The sequence below is a fragment of the Allobosea sp. GW821-FHT12C12 genome (genome assembly GCF_058807355.1).
On record NZ_JBXAQP010000006.1, the window covers coordinates 26,591 to 44,246 of the forward strand.

The 17,656-nt window shown below is 69.1% G+C and carries 17 protein-coding genes and 1 pseudogene; 6 read left to right on the top strand and 12 right to left on the bottom strand.

The window, feature by feature from the left end:
• Positions 1–25: 25 nt before the first annotated feature.
• Entirely contained in the window at positions 26–1,279 is a 1,254-nt protein-coding gene (locus AC1RRW_RS10325) for a deoxyguanosinetriphosphate triphosphohydrolase (protein WP_492900659.1), read from the bottom strand.
• A gap of 133 nt (positions 1,280–1,412) precedes the next feature.
• Between AC1RRW_RS10325 and AC1RRW_RS10330 the strand changes: the two genes are divergently transcribed.
• Complete coding sequence (locus tag AC1RRW_RS10330) at positions 1,413–1,763, top strand: HesB/IscA family protein (protein ID WP_492900660.1); 351 nt, start codon at positions 1,413–1,415, stop codon at positions 1,761–1,763.
• Positions 1,764–1,902: 139 nt separating this feature from the next.
• Here the strand turns inward: AC1RRW_RS10330 and AC1RRW_RS10335 are convergent, their stop codons facing one another.
• Together AC1RRW_RS10335 and AC1RRW_RS10340 are read right to left on the bottom strand one after the other, a co-directional pair.
• Positions 1,903–2,988 carry an HD-GYP domain-containing protein gene (locus tag AC1RRW_RS10335; protein WP_492900661.1) on the bottom strand — a complete coding sequence of 362 codons (1,086 nt, stop codon included), beginning with the start codon at positions 2,986–2,988 and terminating at the stop codon, positions 1,903–1,905.
• Between the two features lie 302 nt (positions 2,989–3,290).
• Positions 3,291–3,905: a cold-shock protein gene (locus AC1RRW_RS10340; RefSeq protein WP_492900662.1), complete on the bottom strand. Its 615-nt coding sequence runs from the start codon at positions 3,903–3,905 to the stop codon at positions 3,291–3,293.
• 192 nt (positions 3,906–4,097) lie between these two features.
• Here AC1RRW_RS10340 and AC1RRW_RS10345 point away from each other — a divergent pair.
• Positions 4,098–4,318: pseudogene (locus AC1RRW_RS10345) on the top strand (LysE family transporter); the annotation flags it as partial.
• Between the two features lie 69 nt (positions 4,319–4,387).
• Here AC1RRW_RS10345 and AC1RRW_RS10350 read toward each other — a convergent pair.
• The 3 genes from AC1RRW_RS10350 to AC1RRW_RS10360 all read right to left on the bottom strand — a co-directional run bounded on the left by AC1RRW_RS10350 (position 4,388) and on the right by AC1RRW_RS10360 (position 6,780).
• Positions 4,388–5,092 (bottom strand): L,D-transpeptidase family protein, encoded by a 705-nt coding sequence (locus AC1RRW_RS10350; protein ID WP_492900663.1) that lies wholly within the window; start codon positions 5,090–5,092, stop codon positions 4,388–4,390.
• Positions 5,093–5,215: 123 nt separating this feature from the next.
• Entirely contained in the window at positions 5,216–5,998 is a 783-nt protein-coding gene (locus AC1RRW_RS10355; RefSeq protein WP_492900664.1) for a hypothetical protein, read from the bottom strand.
• Positions 5,999–6,024: 26 nt separating this feature from the next.
• On the bottom strand, positions 6,025–6,780 hold the full coding sequence (locus tag AC1RRW_RS10360; protein ID WP_492900665.1) for an SIR2 family NAD-dependent protein deacylase: 756 nt from the start codon (positions 6,778–6,780) through the stop codon (positions 6,025–6,027).
• A gap of 117 nt (positions 6,781–6,897) precedes the next feature.
• Between AC1RRW_RS10360 and AC1RRW_RS10365 the strand changes: the two genes are divergently transcribed.
• Positions 6,898–8,082, top strand: coding sequence for an aminotransferase (locus AC1RRW_RS10365; RefSeq protein WP_492900666.1), 1,185 nt, complete (start codon positions 6,898–6,900; stop codon positions 8,080–8,082).
• A 233-nt stretch (positions 8,083–8,315) separates the two neighbouring features.
• Here AC1RRW_RS10365 and AC1RRW_RS10370 read toward each other — a convergent pair whose 3' ends face one another.
• From AC1RRW_RS10370 to AC1RRW_RS10380, 3 genes are all read right to left on the bottom strand, one after another.
• Positions 8,316–9,845, bottom strand: a complete 1,530-nt coding sequence (locus tag AC1RRW_RS10370; RefSeq protein ID WP_492900667.1) for a UxaA family hydrolase — start codon at positions 9,843–9,845, stop codon at positions 8,316–8,318.
• Positions 9,846–9,993: 148 nt separating this feature from the next.
• On the bottom strand, positions 9,994–10,743 hold the full coding sequence (locus AC1RRW_RS10375; protein ID WP_492900668.1) for a cell wall hydrolase: 750 nt from the start codon (positions 10,741–10,743) through the stop codon (positions 9,994–9,996).
• Positions 10,744–11,188: 445 nt separating this feature from the next.
• Positions 11,189–11,530, bottom strand: a complete 342-nt coding sequence (locus tag AC1RRW_RS10380; RefSeq protein ID WP_492900669.1) for a phasin family protein — start codon at positions 11,528–11,530, stop codon at positions 11,189–11,191.
• Between the two features lie 317 nt (positions 11,531–11,847).
• Between AC1RRW_RS10380 and AC1RRW_RS10385 the strand changes: the two genes are divergently transcribed.
• Positions 11,848–13,551, top strand: a complete 1,704-nt coding sequence (locus AC1RRW_RS10385; RefSeq protein WP_492900670.1) for an SPOR domain-containing protein — start codon at positions 11,848–11,850, stop codon at positions 13,549–13,551.
• A 62-nt stretch (positions 13,552–13,613) separates the two neighbouring features.
• Here the strand turns inward: AC1RRW_RS10385 and AC1RRW_RS10390 are convergent, their stop codons facing one another.
• Positions 13,614–14,330: a DnaJ domain-containing protein gene (locus tag AC1RRW_RS10390; RefSeq protein WP_492900671.1), complete on the bottom strand. Its 717-nt coding sequence runs from the start codon at positions 14,328–14,330 to the stop codon at positions 13,614–13,616.
• Positions 14,327–15,067, bottom strand: coding sequence for a VWA domain-containing protein (locus AC1RRW_RS10395; RefSeq protein WP_492900672.1), 741 nt, complete (start codon positions 15,065–15,067; stop codon positions 14,327–14,329). Before AC1RRW_RS10395 ends, AC1RRW_RS10390 begins: the two co-directional genes overlap by 4 nt.
• 204 nt (positions 15,068–15,271) lie before the next feature.
• On the opposite strand from AC1RRW_RS10395, the gene panC reads away from it, so the two are divergent.
• A complete protein-coding gene (gene panC, locus AC1RRW_RS10400; protein ID WP_492900673.1) occupies positions 15,272–16,120 on the top strand; it encodes a pantoate--beta-alanine ligase in 849 nt (282 codons plus the stop codon).
• 27 nt (positions 16,121–16,147) lie between these two features.
• Here the strand turns inward: panC and AC1RRW_RS10405 are convergent, their stop codons facing one another.
• Entirely contained in the window at positions 16,148–16,585 is a 438-nt protein-coding gene (locus AC1RRW_RS10405; protein ID WP_492900674.1) for a DUF1489 family protein, read from the bottom strand.
• A 209-nt stretch (positions 16,586–16,794) separates the two neighbouring features.
• Here AC1RRW_RS10405 and AC1RRW_RS10410 point away from each other — a divergent pair, with 209 nt between their 5' ends.
• Positions 16,795–17,574 carry an SDR family NAD(P)-dependent oxidoreductase gene (locus AC1RRW_RS10410; protein ID WP_492900675.1) on the top strand — a complete coding sequence of 260 codons (780 nt, stop codon included), beginning with the start codon at positions 16,795–16,797 and terminating at the stop codon, positions 17,572–17,574.
• The last annotated feature ends 82 nt before the right edge of the window (positions 17,575–17,656 follow it).

Here is a 17,656-nt window from a genome sequence, read left to right on the forward strand (position 1 = left end):
GAAGGAGTGTTGGAAAGTGCGGCCCCTATCGCAGCGAGGGGGTGGCGTCAAACAGGCGGCGGTGTTCGTCGAGCGCGTACCAGTCGGTCATGCCGGCGATGTAGTCGGCGATGCGGCGCGCGCGGCGATGCGCGTCGAGGCTCGCGCAGCCTGCGGCCCATTCGGCCGGCATCGCGGACGGGTCGGCGCTGAAGCGCTCGAACAGGTCGCGCACGACGCCGGCCGCCCTGGTCCGGATCGCCCCGACGCGGGGGTGGCGGTACATGTTCGGATAGAGGAAGGCCTTGATCGCGCGGTCGGCGGCCGCGATCGGCGTCGAGAAGGCGACGACCGGCGCCGAGGCATGGCGGATCGCGTCCGCGTCGGCGGGGACCAGCGCCGCGATGCGGCCCCGCGACTCGGCGATGACGTCCTCGACGAAGCGGGTGATCACGCGCCGGACCAATTCGTTGGTGGCGCGTTGCGGCTCCAGCCCCGGATGAAGCCTGTCGATCTCGTCGAGCAGCGCGGCGAGGAAGGGCTGGCCGCGCAGTTCGTCGAGGCCGAACAGCCCCGCCCTCAGGCCGTCGTCGATATCGTGAGCGTCGTAGGCGATGTCGTCGGCGAGCGCGGCGGCCTGCGCCTCGGCGGAAGCGTAGGTGCCGAGCCAGAGGTCCTGCCGCGCCTGGTACTCGACGATCGCGGCCGGGATGCCGCTCTCGGCATAGCGATCGGTCGGCTTCCCCCGCGCATCGAGCAGCGGACCGTTATGCTTGACCAGCCCCTCCAGCGTCTCCCAGCTCAGATTGAGCCCGTCGAAGCCGGCATAGCGCCGCTCCAGCCTCGTCACGATCCTGAGCGTCTGGGCGTTGTGGTCGAAGCCGCCGAACCCGGCCATGCATTCGGCCAGCGCATCCTCGCCGGTATGGCCGAAGGGCGTGTGGCCGAGATCGTGCGCCAGCGCCAGCGCCTCGGCCAGATCCTCGTCGAGGCCGAGCGCGCGCGCCAGCGCCCGGGCGATCTGCGCCACCTCGATCGTATGGGTCAGGCGCGTGCGGAAATGGTCGCCCTCATGCGAGACGAAGACCTGCGTCTTGTGCTTCAGCCGGCGGAAGGCGGTCGAATGGATGATGCGGTCGCGGTCGCGCTGGAACTGGTTGCGCGTCGCCGAGCCGGGCTCCGCGACGAGCCGGCCCCGGCTCCGGCTGGAGCGGCAGGCGTAAGCGGCGCGCCAGCGCTCGCCGGGCTCGCGATCCTGCAAGACGTCGGGCCTGGCGTCGGGCGTGTGCTGGGAAGTCATGGCCGACCTGTGCTGGCGTGCGTCTTGCCGCAGGCCTGCGGCGCAATTACCTTCGCGGATAACCGGGGTGCAAGCCGCTTCTTCCCAAGGCGCCGCTTCTTCCCAAAGAGCCGCATCTGTCATGGAGCGCGCCATGTCGACCGATCTTCTGAGTCATCCGCGCGGCATTTCCGTGACGGACAAGGCCGCGAGCCGCATCGTCACCGTGATGGCGCATGAGCCCCCGGGCTCGATGCTGCGCGTCAGCGTCACCGGCGGCGGCTGCTCGGGCTTCCAGTACGTCTTCGACGTCGACCGCGAGACCACGCCGGGCGACCTCGTGATCGAGCGCGACGGCGCGACCGTCCTGATCGACGAGACCTCGCTCGACCTGCTCGAGGGCTGCACCATCGACTTCGTCGACGACCTCGTCGGCCAGTCCTTCAGGATCACCAACCCGAACGCGACGGCCTCCTGCGGCTGCGGGACGTCCTTCGCGCTCTGAAGTCCGTCACCGTCGTGCTCCGGCTTGTCCCGGGCATCCAAGTCCTGGGCATAGCGGTCGACGATCGAAGACGCCACGCCGCCCGAAAGGCGGACAAGGCCTTCCGGGCAAAACGACGCTCTCCTGACAACGGCCGGCCTCAGGCGCTGACGGCGCGCGCGCCGGCGACCGGATCGGTCAGCGCCACGGCCCCGAAGGCGCGCACCAGATCGGCGTCGAGCTTGCCTTCCATGCCGAGCAGCGTCGCATAGGCCGCTTCATGCGGCATCGGCGCCCTGTAGGAGCGTCGCTCGATCAGCGCGGCGTAGATGTCGCAGATCGTGATCATCCGCACGACATCCGAGATTTCCGCGCCTCGCAAGCCCCGCGGATAGCCCGAGCCGTCGAGATATTCGTGGTGCTGATGCGTCGCCTCGACGACCTCCCGGGCGAAGCCGCCCTGGCTCAGCAGCAGTGCCCGCCCGATTTCCGGATGGGTCTGCATCGTCTCCGTTTCGGCCGATGTCAGCTTGCCGGGCTTGTGCAGGATCTCGAGAGGGATCCGGGCCTTGCCGATATCGTGCATCACGGCGGCCGTGGTCAGGAGCTTGCGGGCTTCGTTCGGGAAACCGAGCCGCCGGCCGAACGCGGCAGCCAGACCCGCCACCAGCAGGCAGTGCTGATAGGTCAGATCGTCATGGTTCCAGACCATGTCGAGCCAGCCGCCGATGTCGACATCGTCGGCGGCGCGGTTGATCGAGGCGACGCTCTCGCCGATCGCGGCGACCGGCAGCGCCCCGCCCTGTCCGGCGGCGGTCAGCAGTTCCGCGAGCGCGGCGGACGCGGCGACGAAATGATGCTGCGCCTGCGCCGCCTGCGGGCCGTCGCCATCCTCCGGCGAGACCAGCAGGATCTGGCTGATCCTGTCGAGCAGCGTCTTGGCCGGGGCGTCGGCGGCCAGCACGGCCGAGGCGCCGAGCGCGTTGGCCTGGATCACGGCCCGAGCCGATTCGGTCCGCAGCAGGCAGAGATATGGCGCATCGGGAAGGCGGCATCGCGCCAGCATCGTCCGCAGCGCCTCGATCGAGGCGCGCTGGGACAGGTCGACATCGGAGACGACGAGCCGCTTCTGACGGTGCCCGCCGGGCGGCCCTTCGTTCAGGCCGACGACGATGCATGGACCCCAGAGCGACAGCGTCCGCTCCAGCGTCCGATCCTGTTTAACGCGATCGCTTATCAGAAGCATGATGCCGCGTCCCGAGGAAAGACGCCATCATAGCCAAGCAGATTGAAGAGTTATGAACGCGACCGCGTCAAGCGAGACCGTCGCGAGACTTCAATGAGCGTGAAAAGCAACCTTTGCGCGCATAATTTTCTGGTCGATATCCGGAGTTGCGTCGACATCTCGGAGTCTGCCGCGACACTCGCTCCGGCGAGTCGGCCAGCCCGGCATTCGGGAACCATAGCGGAGCGGACTTCTCGTCCGCGAGCGCCGGAAGCGCAGAGGCCCGCCAGACGGGCGCCGGAGCAGGGTTTCGGGGCGGGCTCTCAGTGCGAGCTCGGCACGCCGCCCTGCTCCAGCCTGATCTCGGCCGCCATCAGGCCCTTGGGCCCGGGTCCGTAGCGCACCAGCACGCTCTGGCCCGGAATCAGCTCGACAATGCCGTAGCGGCGCAGCGTTTCCATATGGACGAAGACGTCCGGCGCGCCCTCGCCGGCCGAGACGAAGCCGAAGCCGCGCAGCCGGTTGAACCACTTCACCACCATCCGCTCCAGCCCGCTCGTCGGCGTCACCGAGACGTTGGTGCGCGCCATCGGCAGCTCGGCCGGGTGGCGGGCGGCGCTGGTGTCGATCGACAGCACGCGAACGGCCTGCCGGCCGCGCGATTTCTCGATCGCCTCGAGCACGATGCGCGCGCCTTCGGCGATGGCGTTGAAGCCGTCGCGCTTCAGGATGGTGACATGGACGAGCACGTCGGCGCCGCCATCCTCGGGCACGACGAAGCCGTAGCCCTTGCTGACGTCGAACCATTTGACGTGGCCGGTGAGCTCGACCACGCTCTCGGAGCCGGGGCCGCCCTCGCCATCGAGCCGCATGACGCGGTTGAGCGACTGGATCGGCCCCAATGGCGGACGCCCGCTGTCACCGAACTCGTCGGACATGTGCCACTCACCCCCACGCGATTGGCTTGATTCGCTGCGTCACGATATCATCGCGGCGGAGTCACGATACAGGGCGATCTCGCTCATCCACATCATCCGCGACGGATTTCGCAGGAAATTCGGGCCTGGACGCGCCACGCGGAGCCGTATCGACGCGCCATGACGCGCGCGACGATTCGGGCGACGACGCTTGTGCCTGACCTTGCGACACTCGCGCTCTTCGCCGCCGCCCGCGCCGTGCCGACCACGGCGCCCGGCCCCGACATGCTGCTGATCGCCTCGCGCAGCCTCGGACAGGGCCGCATGGGCGGGCTGACGACCTATGCCGGCATCGCGGCCGGCAGCTACCTCCAGCCTTTGCGGCAGCCTTCGGCCTGCCGCAGCTCTTCGTGATGGCGCCGGCAGCCCATGAGGCTGCCGATGGGGCGGTGGTCGTGGCGCTGGCGCTGAGGCTTGCTGTGTCGGCGCGGGAGTGAACTCGCTCAAGCCGGCAGCACGACCACCTTGGTCTTGACCGGCGTGCGCGCGTACAGATGGATCATGTCCTGGCTGAGCAGGCCGACGCAGCCGCTCGTGACGCCCGAGCCGATCGTGTCGGGATCGCTCGACGCATAGATCGTGTAGAGCGTATAGGCGCCGTTCTGGTAGAGATGGAGCGTGCGGGCGCCGAGCGGGTTCTCGAGGCCGCCCGGCATGCCGCGGGCCCACACCGCCACCTCGGGCTGGCGCTTGATCATTTCCTTGGGCGGCGTCCAGGTCGCCCATTCGGACTTGCGGCCGACATAGGCGTCGCCGCTCCAGCGAAATCCGTCGCGGCCGACATTGGCGCCGTAGCGGGTGGCTTGCCCGCCCTCCTCGACGCGGTAGACATAGTAATTGCCCGGATCGACGATGATCGTGCCGGGCGCTTCCTTCGTGTCGAAGGCGACCGTCCGGCGGAAATATTTCGGGTCGACCTTGCTGATATCGGCGGCCGGGATCGGAAACTTCTCGTCCGGCATCGGCCCGTAGAGCTTCTGCGCCTCGGCGAGGCTCATGTAATCGGAGGTCGCGCAGCCGCCCAGCGCCAGCGCGCTGACGCCGGCGGCGGAGCCGGCCAGGAAGGACCGGCGGCTGACAAGCCCGGCTTGGCGCCCGGGCAGAGCGATCCCGCCGGCCGTGCCGGCGTCCCTGTCTTCGATGATCATGATGTCGGACTTCCCATGTCTTGCCACGCAACGAGGGAGCATTCTGGCCTGCGCTCGCTGAACGTCTTCTTAAGCCGAGATTGCCGGCAGATGGCAAGGCTGGCAAGCTCGGTTCAGCGTCGCTCAGATCAGCGTGCGCGCCGCGCCGATCTGCCCGACCGCGGCGTCGGCCTCCACCGCGGCATCGTTGAAGGTCCAGCGCGGAATCGTGCGCATGCGGCCAAGGCCGGCGAAGACGCCCGCGAATCCGCCGTCCGGAGCGATCTCGCGCAGCGCGGCGTCGAACGCCTCGCCGAACCCTTTGAAGCCTTCCGCTTCCACCTCGCACAGATGGATCTGGTTCCAGTCGATATCGAACGAACGGTCGCGATAGAGCACGGCCGCCGTCTCCATCGTCCTGAAGGTCCCGATTTGGTCCGCCGCGACGAGCTTCGCGGCGGCCGGGCCGATGTAGTTTCGCATGATCTCCCGGTACTCGCCGAGAAAAGGCGGTTTCACGTCGATATATTCCAGCGATGCTCGCCGTCGGGGCTGGCCGGCCAACCCGCGCCAGTCTTGCGGCATGACGAAGGCTCCGGGCGTCGTCAGGAGGATTTCCGCGCGCAGCAACTGGATGCCCGCCGGTTGCCGCTCGAACACGAGGTCGTGGATGGCGTCGGCAGGAACGATGTCGCGGAAATAGCTCAGTTCGAGATGGCTCCAGACGGGCGCGTCCGAGGCGCTCCGGAAGACGGAGCGGTGCCGGTAGAGCGCGCGTCCGAGGCATGTCTCGCCGTGGCGAGCCGTGTCGGCGGCGCCGGCCTCCAACGCGTCTTTCGATCCGGGACCGCGCGCCTGTATCGTTCGGGCAAGCACAACGAGACGGTCCTCGGGATCGATCCGGATCAGTTTCGGCATGTCGGGCATGGATGCTCTCGAGTGTTGAAGACGCCCTACCCCGCCAGCCTTCCCAGCGCCGCCCCGATCTCGGCCCGCACCACCAGATCGGCGATCGGGTCGAGCTCCGTCGGCTCGCGATTGACGATGACGAGCTTTGCGCCGTTGCGCTTGGCGACGACCGGAAAGGTCGCGGCCGGAAAGACGACCAGCGAGGAGCCGAGCACGAGGAAGAGATCGGCCGCGAGCGTCAGCTCATGCGCCCGCATCATCTCGCGCTGCGGCATCTGCTGGCCGAACGAGATCGTCGCGGACTTCACCGGCCCGGCGCAGATGATGCAGTCCGGCGGCTCGCCCGTCGCCTCGTAGGCCGGGCGGATCGCGTCGAGTTCGTGCCGCCAGCCGCAAGTCAGGCAGGTCGCGTAGGTGCCGTTGCCGTGGAGTTCGACGATCTGCCCGTCGGGAATCCCCGAGGCCTGATGCAGCCCGTCGATGTTCTGGGTGATCAGGCCGGGCGAGCGGCCTTGCGCGACCAGCCGCGCCAGCGCGGCATGGCCGCGATTGGGGCCGGCGCCGCGATAATGGTCGTCCATCGCGAATTTGCGCCGCCACGCCTCGATCCGCGCCTCGCGGCTCGCGACGAAGGCGTCGAACGGGATCGGCTTGTTGACCATCCAGGGCGAGCCCGGCGAGCGGAAATCCGGCACGCCCGATTCCGTCGAGATGCCCGCGCCGGTGAAGCCGACGATGGCGGAGGCCGAGTCCAGCACGGCGTGGAGTTCGTCGATGGCCTCATTGGCGTCGTCCTGCATTCCGCCTGCCCGGTTCTTGTCTGCGCCTTATATGGGGCGCGATCCCGGCGGCGTCCAAGCGTCCATGCGCCGACGGCGATTGACGGCGGCGGGCCGGCATCCCAAAGCTCGCAGGCCATGCCGAACGCGCTCCCCGCCCCGCTGAATCCCGACCTCCTCGACACCGGGACGCCGCCCATCCCCGAAGCGCAGGGCTGGGCGCGGGCCTATGACGGCGCGGCCGGGCCGCTGATCGACCTGTCTCAGGCGGTGCCGGGCTCGGCGCCGCCCGACGCCCTGCTGGAAAAGCTGGCGGAGGCGGCCGCGAAGCCCGAAAGCGCCCGCTATGGCGGCATCACCGGCGACGCGGCCTTGCGCGAGGCCTATGCGGCCGAGGTCTCGCGCATCTATGGCGCGACCATCGCCCCGGCCGGGACGATCGTCACCTCGGGCTGCAACCAAGCCTATGTCGTGACGATGATGGCGCTAGCGCGCGCCGGCGACAATGTGCTGCTGCCGACGCCCTGGTACTTCAACCACGAGATGACGCTGGCCATGCTCGGCGTCGAGCCTCGGCCGCTTCCCTGCGACCCCATGGCCGGCTTCGTCCCGGATGTCGCCGATGCGGAGCGGCTGATCGACGCCCGCACCCGCGCGATCGTGCTGGTGAGCCCGAACAACCCGACCGGCGCGGTCTATCCGGCCGCCGCCATCGCCGCCTTCGCCGAACTCTGCGCGAGGCGCGGGATCTGGCTCGTGCTCGACGAGACCTATCGCGATTTCCTGCCCGAGAACCTGACGCGGCCGCATGAGGTCTTCGCCGCAAGCGGCTGGCGGGATTCGGTGATCGGGCTCTACAGCTTCTCGAAGGCCTATGCCGTGCCGGGCTGGCGGCTGGGCGCGATCGTGGCGGGTGAACGCGTCGTCGCCGAGATCGGCAAGGTGCTCGACTGCATCCAGATCAGTCCGGTGCGCGCCGGCCAGAGCGCGGTCGCCTGGGGCATCGACGGCATCCGCGACTGGCGCGGGGCCAACCGCGTCGAGATCAATTCGCGCGCCGCGCTGTTCCGCGAGGCGCTGGCGCCGCTGGACGGCTGGAGCGTGCTCGCCGCCGGCGCCTATTTCGCCTATGTCGCGCACCCGTTCCCCGACGTGTCGGCGGCCGAGGTGGCGCGGCGGCTGGTCGGGCAGTGCGGCGTGCTGGCCCTGCCAGGCCCCTATTTCGGCCCGGGCCAGGAGAGGCATCTGCGCGTCGCGATCGCCAATGTCGGCGCGACGCGCATCGCGGAGGTGGGCGCGCGGCTGCGCGGTTTCGAGATTTAGCGCTGGAGCCCTTCTCCCCTCGCGGGAAGGTGGTTCGGCGAAGCCGAGACGGATGAGGGGTCGCGCCGCCCCTCGTCATGGTCGGGCTTGTCCCGCCCATTCACGTCTTCCGTCGTCGTGCTCCATGCCCAAGACGTGGATGCTCGCCACAGGGGCGAGCATGACGGACGGCGCACGGCCACCTATCCGGCGCTGCACGCCACCTTTTCCCGCAAGGAGGAAAAGGAACACCCCTACATCGTCGCGCCGATCTGCCAGGGCACGAATTCGACGTCGCCATAGCCCATCTGCTCGGACTTCGACTTCTCGCCGGACGCCACGCGCAGCAGGCAGTCGAAGATCTCGCGACCCTTGTCCTCCAGGCTCACGCCGTCGAGGACATCGCCGCAATTGATGTCCATGTCGTCGGTCTGCTTGAGATACATCGGCGTGTTGGTGGCGAGCTTGACGGACGGCGTCGGCTTGCAGCCATAGGCCGAGCCGCGCCCGGTGGTGAAGGCGAGGATGTTGGCGCCGCCCGCGACCTGCCCCGTCGCCGAAACCGGGTCGTAGCCCGGCGTGTCCATGAAGACGAAGCCCTTGGCCTTCACCTGCTCGGCGTAATGGTAGACCGCCGCCAGCGTCTTGGTGCCGCCCTTGGCGGCCGCGCCGAGCGACTTCTCGAGGATGGTGGTCAGCCCGCCGGCCTTGTTGCCGGGCGACGGGTTGTTGTTCATGTCCATCCGGGCGCGGGCCGTGTAGTCCTCCCACCATCTGATGATGCCGACGAGCTTTTCGCCGGTCTCGCGCGTCGCGGCGCGCCGCGTCAGCAGATGCTCGGCACCGTAGATCTCCGGCGTCTCGGACAGGATCGCGGCGCCGCCCTGCTCGACCAGGATGTCGACGGCCGCGCCCAGCGCCGGGTTGGCGGTGATGCCGGAATATCCGTCCGAGCCGCCGCATTGCAGCGCCAGCATCAGTTCCGACGCCGGCACGGTCTCGCGCGTCGCGGCGTTGGCGATCGGCAGCATCACCTTCAGCGCCTCGATGCCGGCGGCGACGGCCTTCCTGGTGCCGCCGGTCTCCTGGATCGTCAGCGTGCGGAAGACGTCGCTCTCCTCGACGCCGTAGGCGTCCTTCATCCGCTTGATCTGGAAGCCCTCGCAGCCGAGCCCGACGACGAGAACGGCGGCCATGTTCGGGTTGCAGGCATAGCCCCAGGTCGTGCGCTTCAGGACCTCGAAGCTCTCGCCGTTGTAGTCGATGCCGCAGCCGGTGCCGTGCGTCAGCGCGATGACGCCGTCGACGTTCGGATAGTCGGCGAGCAGGCCCGAGCGCTTGACCTCCTCGGCCATGAAGCGCGCGGCCGAGGCCGAGCAGTTCACCGAGGTCAGGATGCCGACATAGTTGCGCGTGCCGGCCTTGCCGTCCTTCCGGCGAAAGCCCTGGAAGGTCGCCTGTTGCTCGACCGGAAGCACGAATTCGGGCTTGGCCTCGGCGCAGAAGGCGTAGTCGCGCTCGAAGGCGTGGAAGCCGGTGTTGTGCTCGTGCACCCAGTCGCCCGGCGGGATGTCGGCGGTGGCGAAACCGATGATCTGGCCGAACTTGCGGATGGGCTCGTCCCTGGCGATCCCGCTCAGCGCCATCTTGTGCCCGCGCGGAATGCGTTTCAGCGCCGTCACGCCCGCGGCCGTCATCCCGGCGTCGACCTGGTCGACCGCGATCGCGACATTGTCGGCGGCGTTCAGCCGCAGCGTGCGGGGGGGCGTGACTGTGTCGAGCATGGAACTGACCGTTTGCTGTCGGGCTCGCGCGAGGGGCGCATCGCCGGCACAGACATGCGCCTCCGCAAGCGCTTTTTCAATCGGTTCAAAGAAGCCGCCACCCAAGGCAGCCCTTCGCTCAGGGCGGGATCGGGACCGCCGACGCGGATCAGTCTAGCTTCAGGCTGCCGCGCAGGCCGGAGGCGTTCGGCATCAGGGCCGCGAGGCGAACATCGCGTTTCGGCGGCATGACATCGGCGCTCGCCGTCTTCTTGCGGAGATCGAGATCGAACGGCCGGCTCGGCGGCAGCGGCGCGTTGTCGACCAGGCTCGAAGCGGGCGCGGCCGTGACGGGAGCCGGCGCGAAGGCCAGCGGCGCGGCCGCGAACGATGTCGACACCGTCGCGGGCGAAGCAGCGAGAGGCGCGGGCTCGGAGACCGCGGCGAGCTGATAGCCCGGCTCCTCGATGCGCCGCCGCTCCGGCCGTTCGTCCCTCACGTAGAAGGCGTTTCCGCCGGCGACCGCCACGTAGCGCATGTTGGCGTAGGAAAAGCGCAGTCCGGCCATGTGGAAGTACTTGGCCGCGCCGACCTCCTTGCTGCGCCGGCCGTTGAGGATGTCGTCGGCGACGGCTTCGGCTTTGGGCAGGTCGCGCGCCGCCATCCGCCGTGTCAGCACCCCGGCCGCGAACTGGCGCGGCGCGCCGACGACGCCGCAGATCGTCTCGGGATAGCGCGGCGATTCGACCCGGTTCATCACCACCGTGCCGACGCCGAGCAGACCGGACTCGCTCGAGCGGTTCGATTCGAAATACATCGCCCGGACGAGGCAGTCCCTCTCGCGCGGATCGGCCTTCGCCAGGGCCACCGCCTGATTCCTGCGCGCCTCGCCGGAGGCTTTCGCCGCGGGCGCGGGCATCGACGCCGTCTGGACCGGCGCCGTGCTGCAGGCGCCCAGCGCGGGCCCGGCCACCGCAATCAGAAGCGGGATCGCCTTGCGTCGGCTTTTGCTCCCGGACATGGAGCGGACGGCGGTCACGGCGATCGAAATCCGCTTCATGCAGGTGGCCTCCAGATGACGCGATGCGGGACCGCTCGCAGCGGCTCATCGCACCGACAGGCAATCGCCAATCTCTTACCAGAAAGTCAATTTTGGAAGGAAGAGGCAAAATGTCCGTCGCTCCCGCCGTCACGGAGCGGCCCTGTTCCGCGAGACGCCCCGATCTCGACGCGTTCGCCGTTTTGCCATGGCTGAGCCCGGCGAAAGCCGTCATAGCGACGAAAGAGCCCGGCCTTGCGGCCGGGCTCGATCGTATCGGTCGCTGGAAGGAGCCCGAGCCGCCAGAAGGCGGCGCGGCATCGCCTCACTTGGCGGCCGGAACCGCCTTGGCGACGATGCCCTCGAACGGCTTGTAGGCGTCCTTGGCCAGCGCGGCGTAGAGCTCGCCGAACTTGGTCGCCTGGGCGACGGCGCCCTCGAAAGCGGTCTTGACGTACTCGGTCTGGATCTCGAGCGCTTTGTCGAGGGTCTTCACGCCGGCGAGCTTCTCGATGGTCGCGGTGCCGGCCTCGAAGGACTTCTTGGCGTAATCGGTCGCCTCGACGGCGATGGTCTGCACGCCCTTGGAGGTGACGCCGAAAGCCTTGAGGGCGGCGTCGACGTTGTCCTTGCCGGCCTTCTGGATGGTCTCGAACTGCTGGATCATGTTTCTTCCCTCGGCACCGTCGTGCCGCCTCTGGTGACGAGCCCCACGGGGCCCAGGTTTCTCGTCCCAAGGTCGATGGAAGCGTCATCACCGGGACTGGCCCTGATATTGTGCACCGCAACATAAATGTCAAGGATGCGCTGCAATGCATCAAACGCAGATCGTTCAGGCATCGACCAAGCGGAGGATTTGAATCGAATGCCGCCGGCTTAACGGCTCCGTAACCGCATCGGCCTAACCTCCATCACTGTGTCCTTCGCGCCACGCCGTCAGGCGCCGCGGGGGTGGGGCGCGAGTTGAATGTTGAGGCGGGTTGCATGGCTTTTGGTTGCGTTGGTTCCCGGCGCGCGCGCGTTCGTGCGCTCGTCGGCCTGATCGGCATCGTCGCGATCGCGCTCAGCGTCATCGCCTCTCCCGCCGAGGCGGCGCGCAAGAAGCGCCAGGCCGGCGGCGGCTATGCCCCGCCCTATGCGGCCATGGTCGTGGACGTGAAGTCCGGCCGCACGCTGTACGCGGTCAACGAGGATGCGCCGCGCATCCCGGCATCGATCACCAAGGTGATGACGCTCTACCTGCTGTTCGAGCAACTCGAGCGCGGCCGTTTCACCATGGGCTCGGAGTTCACCGTCTCCTCCTATGCCGCCCGGCAGCCCCCGTCCAAGATCGGCTTCGAGCCCGGCGAGACCATCGCGGTCCGCGACGCCATCATGGCGCTGATCACCAAATCGGCCAACGACGTCGCCGTCGCCGTGGCTGAGAACGTCGCCGGCTCGGAGGACGAGTTCGCCCGGATGATGACGGCCCGCGCCCGCTCGCTCGGCATGCGCAACACCGCATTCTACAATCCCCACGGCCTGCCCAACAGCCCGCCGAACATCACGACGGCGCGCGATCTCACGATACTCGCGCGCGCGATCCAGGAGCGCTTCCCACGCTACTACCCGATGTTCTCGGCGCGCAGCGCCAGCATCGCCGGCGGCACCTATCCCAACCACAACAAGCTGCTCGGCCGCGTCGAGGGCGTCGACGGCATCAAGACCGGCTATACGCGCCTGTCGGGCTTTAATCTGATGACCTCGGCCAAGGCCGATGGCCGCCACATCGTCTCGATCGTGCTCGGCGGCCGCTCCGGCGCCGCGCGCGACCGGATCATGGCCGATCTCGTCGTCGCCACCCTGCCCAAGGCGGCCACCGGCGGCCGCGCCGCCGTCCAGATCGCCGAGGCCGGGAACGAGCCCGAGGTCGTCCGGCCGCGCCAAGTCGCCGCTCCTCTCGCCGCGCCGGCTCCGGTCGTCGCGCCGCCGGTCCAGCAGGCCGCCGTCGCCGAGCCCGCGCCGATGCCGGTGCCGCGCCCGCGCTTCGAGACGCAGCAGCCGCTGCCGCCCGCCGTCCGCGCCTACGCGCCGACGACCACGACGACGACGCCGATCCCCGTCGCCCGCCCGATGAACGCGCCGCCGCTGCAGATCTCCGGCATGCGCCCGGTCGCCGCCACCACGACGCCCTCGGCCATGCGCTGGTCGATCGGCGCGCCCGCCGCCGACGGCAAGGTTCTGCGTCCGCCGGCGAATGTCGAGTTCACCTCCTCGATCGCCAAGGTCGCCGAGCCCGAGGAGAATCCGGCGGTCAAGGACGCCGACATCCGCAAGGCCGAGTCCGCGCCGGTCGCCGAGAAGAAACACGACGCCGGCAGCACGGCCGTCGCCAAGGCTGCGCCGGCCAAGGCCGAAACGCCGAAGCCCGCGCCCGCCATCGCCGTCGCCAGCGCCAGCGCCGGCAAATGGATCATCCAGCTCGGCGCGACCGACGACGAGGCCAAGGCCAAGGACATACTGAGCCGCGCCCGCGCCAAGGCCTCCGGCCCGCTCGCCGACGCGTCGGGCTTCACCGAGAAGGTCGAGAAGGGCGGCGCCACCCTCTTCCGCGCCCGCTTCGCCGGTTTCGAGGATCCCAGGGACGCCGAACGCGCCTGCGCCAAGCTCAAGCGCGACGGTTTCGCCTGCTTCGCCACCCGCGGCTGACGGACAAGGGAAGGACCGCCATCATGACGTTCCACATCCAGTTTCAGCCCGGCCAGCCGCTATCATTTCAGCAGGGCGTCCTTGGCCTGGTTGACGCGGGCGGCCAGCCCGCTCGAGCCCCCGGCGTCCGGATGGATGCGCTTCATCAGGCTCCGATGGGCCTCGCGGATCGCCTCCTCGCCCGCCCCCGGCTGAAGCCCCAGGATCTCGTAGGCCTCCTGCTGCGTCATCGCGCCCGGGCCCGCCGCGCGGCCCTGCCCCGCGTCGAAATCAGCCTGAGCGTGTTCACGCCATCCGGGCGTCCGGCGGTCGAGATAAGCCTCTAGCAGCCGCGCGCCCTCCGGATCGCGGGCGAGGCACTCGCGCATCAGCGCGGCGAGCTCGGCTGGACCGAGCGTATCGAGATCGCGGCCCGCATAGGCGCCGGCGACGACCGCCCCTCGCATGCCGCCGCTGTCATGGTCGAGCTCCATCGCCAGCAGCGCCGACTTGACCTGCGAGCGCGCGCCGGGCGTCTCGGCCGTGCCTAGCCCGCTCCACGGAAAGCGCAGGCCGCCGGGCCCATAGGCGCTCCAGCCCAGCAGCCACGCCCCGATGCCGCCGACGAAGACCGCCATGTCGAGCCGGCCGCGCATCATCAGGAGCGCAGCGACGCCGAGCGAGACCGCGCCGCCGCCGGTCTTCAGCGCCTTGGCCATCAGCTTCGGGTTGACCCCGGTGAAGAGCCTTGACACCCACCAGAGCAGGATCAGGACGGCGAGCCCGTAGAGCAGCGTCACCGTTTGCCTCCGTCCATCGCGCTCAGCAGGCCCTTGACCGCCGGGCTCGCGCCGGCGAGCTGTTGCAGCGCCGCGCGCCCGCCGCTGGCATAGGCCGCCGCGCCGCGCAGCAGATCGAGCAGCGAGCCCGGCGCGTTCACGTCGAAGCGGGCATGCGCCCCGCCGGTCAGCCGCGCCAACGTGGCGAAGGCGGCGGTCGCGACCGGATCATGCCCCTCCTGGAACAGGAAGCCGCGAATGCCGCGTAGGCCCAGCTCTCCGGCGAGCGCCGCGAGCGCGTCGACATCCTCCTCCATCGCATCGCCGACGAAGACGAAGGCGCGCACCGGCACCGCCCTCGCCTCGTCGCGGACATGCTTCAGCACGCGATGGATCTGCGTCTGCCCGCCCTCGCAGGCGATCCGGCGCATCAGCCCGCTCAGGCGCCGCGGCTCGCCGATCCAGCCCGATGCCCGGCACTCCATCAGCCCGCGAAAATAGACCAGCTGCACCGCGAGCCCGCCCGTGCCCGCCGCGACCTCGAACATCCTGGCCTGCAGCGAGCAGGCGAGGTCCCAGCTCGGCTGCCGGCTCATCGTGGCGTCGAGCGCGAAGATCAGCCGCCCCGCCTGCCCCGTCGCCAGCGGCGCCAACTGCCTGGCCGCGCCGAGGAAACGGTCGATCTCGCCGGGCGCGGACGTTCCGGTGACGCCCGTCCCGGCCGCGCGCCGCAAGGTTCTGTCGGTCTTGTCGTTCATGCGCCTGATATTGGCGGTTCCCCGCGCATTTGCTACCCGTCCCTCGCCAGGCTTCGTCTACCCCGAGCCCTCATCCCAAGGAGAAGCCGCAGGCTTCGTCTCGAAGGATGCTCCAGATTGCGCTGGACGATCCTTCGAGACGCCGCTTCGCGGCTCCTCGGGATGAGGGCGAAGGGCGCGACGGCGGGGAAAAGAGACGAGCAAATGTCCAATATCGCGATCTTCGAGACGGTCGCCGCCATGCGCGCGGCCGTGGCAGGCTGGCATGCGGCAGGCGAGCAGGTCGCGCTCGTGCCGACCATGGGCGCACTGCACGAGGGCCACATCGCGCTGGTCCGCGAGGCGCGGCGCCATGCAGGCCGGGTCATCGTCTCGATCTTCGTCAACCCGACGCAGTTCGCGCCGCACGAGGACTTCAAGAAATATCCGCGCACGTTCGACGGCGACCGCGCCCGGCTCGTCGCGGCGAAAGCCGACGCGATCTATTTCCCGGCGATCGAGGAGATGTACCCGCCGGGCTTCGCCAGCCGCATCGTGCTGCTCGGGCCGGCCGCCGTCGGTCTCGACGACCGCTTTCGTCCGATGCATTTCGAAGGCGTGGCAACGGTTTGCTGCAAGCTCTTCACGCAAAGCCGCGCCGATCTCGCCGTCTTCGGCGAGAAGGACTACCAGCAGCTCAAGGTCGTGACCCGGATGGCGGCCGATCTCGACCTCGGCATCCGCATCGTCCCGCTGGAAACCTTCCGCGAGCCCGACGGCCTCGCCATGTCCTCGCGCAACCGCTACCTCTCGGGCGAGGAGCGCGCGCTCGCGCCGCTGCTGCACCAGGTCATGCAGGCCTTGGCCGTGCGCATCCGCAACCGCGAGGATCTGTTCCGCGCGGTCGGCGAGGCGCAAGGCGAGATCATCTCGGCCGGCTTCGAGCTCGACTATCTGGAGGCACGCAATGCAGAGACGCTGGCGCCCGTGACCTCGCTGGCGGACGGCCCGATCCGGCTGCTGGTCGCGGCGCGGCTCGGCGGGACGCGGCTGATCGACAATATCGGGGTGTGAGGGCCGCTGCGCGACGCGCGCCTAGAGCTAAAGCAGCCCCAGTTCCGCCAGTTCCCGCCGCATGGTTTCCGGCATGATGCCGAGATCGCCGCTGCGGCCGTCGATGTCGCGCGGGATGTCCTTGTCCAGCAGATAGCGCCAGCCCTGGAACGGTCTGAACGGCCGCGGCTCGACCGCGACGACGATGGGCTCCATCACCAGATGGCAGCGGCCGATGCCGTCGGCATCCTTGAATGGGCGGATGGCGGTGAGGCGCTGGCGGGCCGAGACCTGCCCCTTGATCACCCAGTAGAGCGAGCCCCCGCCGACGATCTCGTCGATGCGCTTCGGGACCATCCGCGTCGTGTGCAGATGCTCCCGCGCCTGCCGCAGAGCGCGACGTTGCGCCATGCGCTCCTCGATCCACTCCTCCAGATCGCGGATCGACTCGGCCCCGACGCATAGTTTCAAGAGGTGAAGCGGCATGGCCGGCAAGCTAATGCGCCGGACGCAACCGTGCCAGCACCCGCGACGTTTCTCCACAGATTGCCGGGATCCGTCATGGTCGGGCTCGTCCCGACCATCCGCGTCTCGCTTCATGACCTGCGTTCAAGACGTGGATGCCCGGCACAAGGCCTAGCATGACGGAATGGATCGCGCCGGCTATTGAAGCCGCGATCGAAAGGGAGACATCCATGCGCGGACTTGCAGGCAAGGCCATCCTCGTCACCGGCTCCAGCGCCGGCATCGGCTACGCCATGGCGGAGCGGCTGGTCGCGGAGGGCGCCAAGGTGGCCGTGCATGGCCGCGACGAGGCCGAGGTCGCCGCCGCCTGCCGCCATCTCGGCGGCGGAACGCAAGGCACGACCGGCGATCTCGCCGAGCCCGCGACCGCCCAGGCGATCATCGACGCCACCGTCCGGGCCTTCGGCCGCATCGACGGGCTGGTCAACAATGCCGGCATCTACCCGCGCGGCGTCGTCGGCGAGACCACCGCGCCCTTCTTCGACCATGTCTTCGCGATCAACACCCGCGCGCCGCTGCTCTGCGCCGAGGCCGCGATCCGCGCCTTCCGCCTGCAGAAGTCGGGCGGTTCGATCGTCACCGTCGGCTCGCTCAACGCCTGGTGCGGCCAGTCGAACCTCACCGTCTATTCGATGTCGAAGGGCGCGCTGATGACGATGACGCGCAACCTCGCCAACACGCTGGGGCCGGAGCGAATCTTCGTGAACCAGCTCAATGTCGGCTGGACCTTCACCGCCAACGAGGACGCGACGCAGCAGCGCGAGGGCAAGCAGCCCGGCTGGGAGAAGCAGGTGCCGGTCGAGTTCGCGCCAACGGGACGGATCATGCAGCCGGAGGAGGTCGCGGCCCACACCGCCTTCTGGCTTTCCGAGGACAGCCAGCCCGTCAACGGGCAGGTCTATGAGGTCGAGCAGTTCCCGGTGATCGGCAGGGGCCGGACGACGGATTGAGGGTCTGTCGTTCCGGGGCGCGCCAGGGGCGCGAACCCGGAACCGACGACTGGGCGAGCGCGATCGAGGCGGTTTGGCGGAG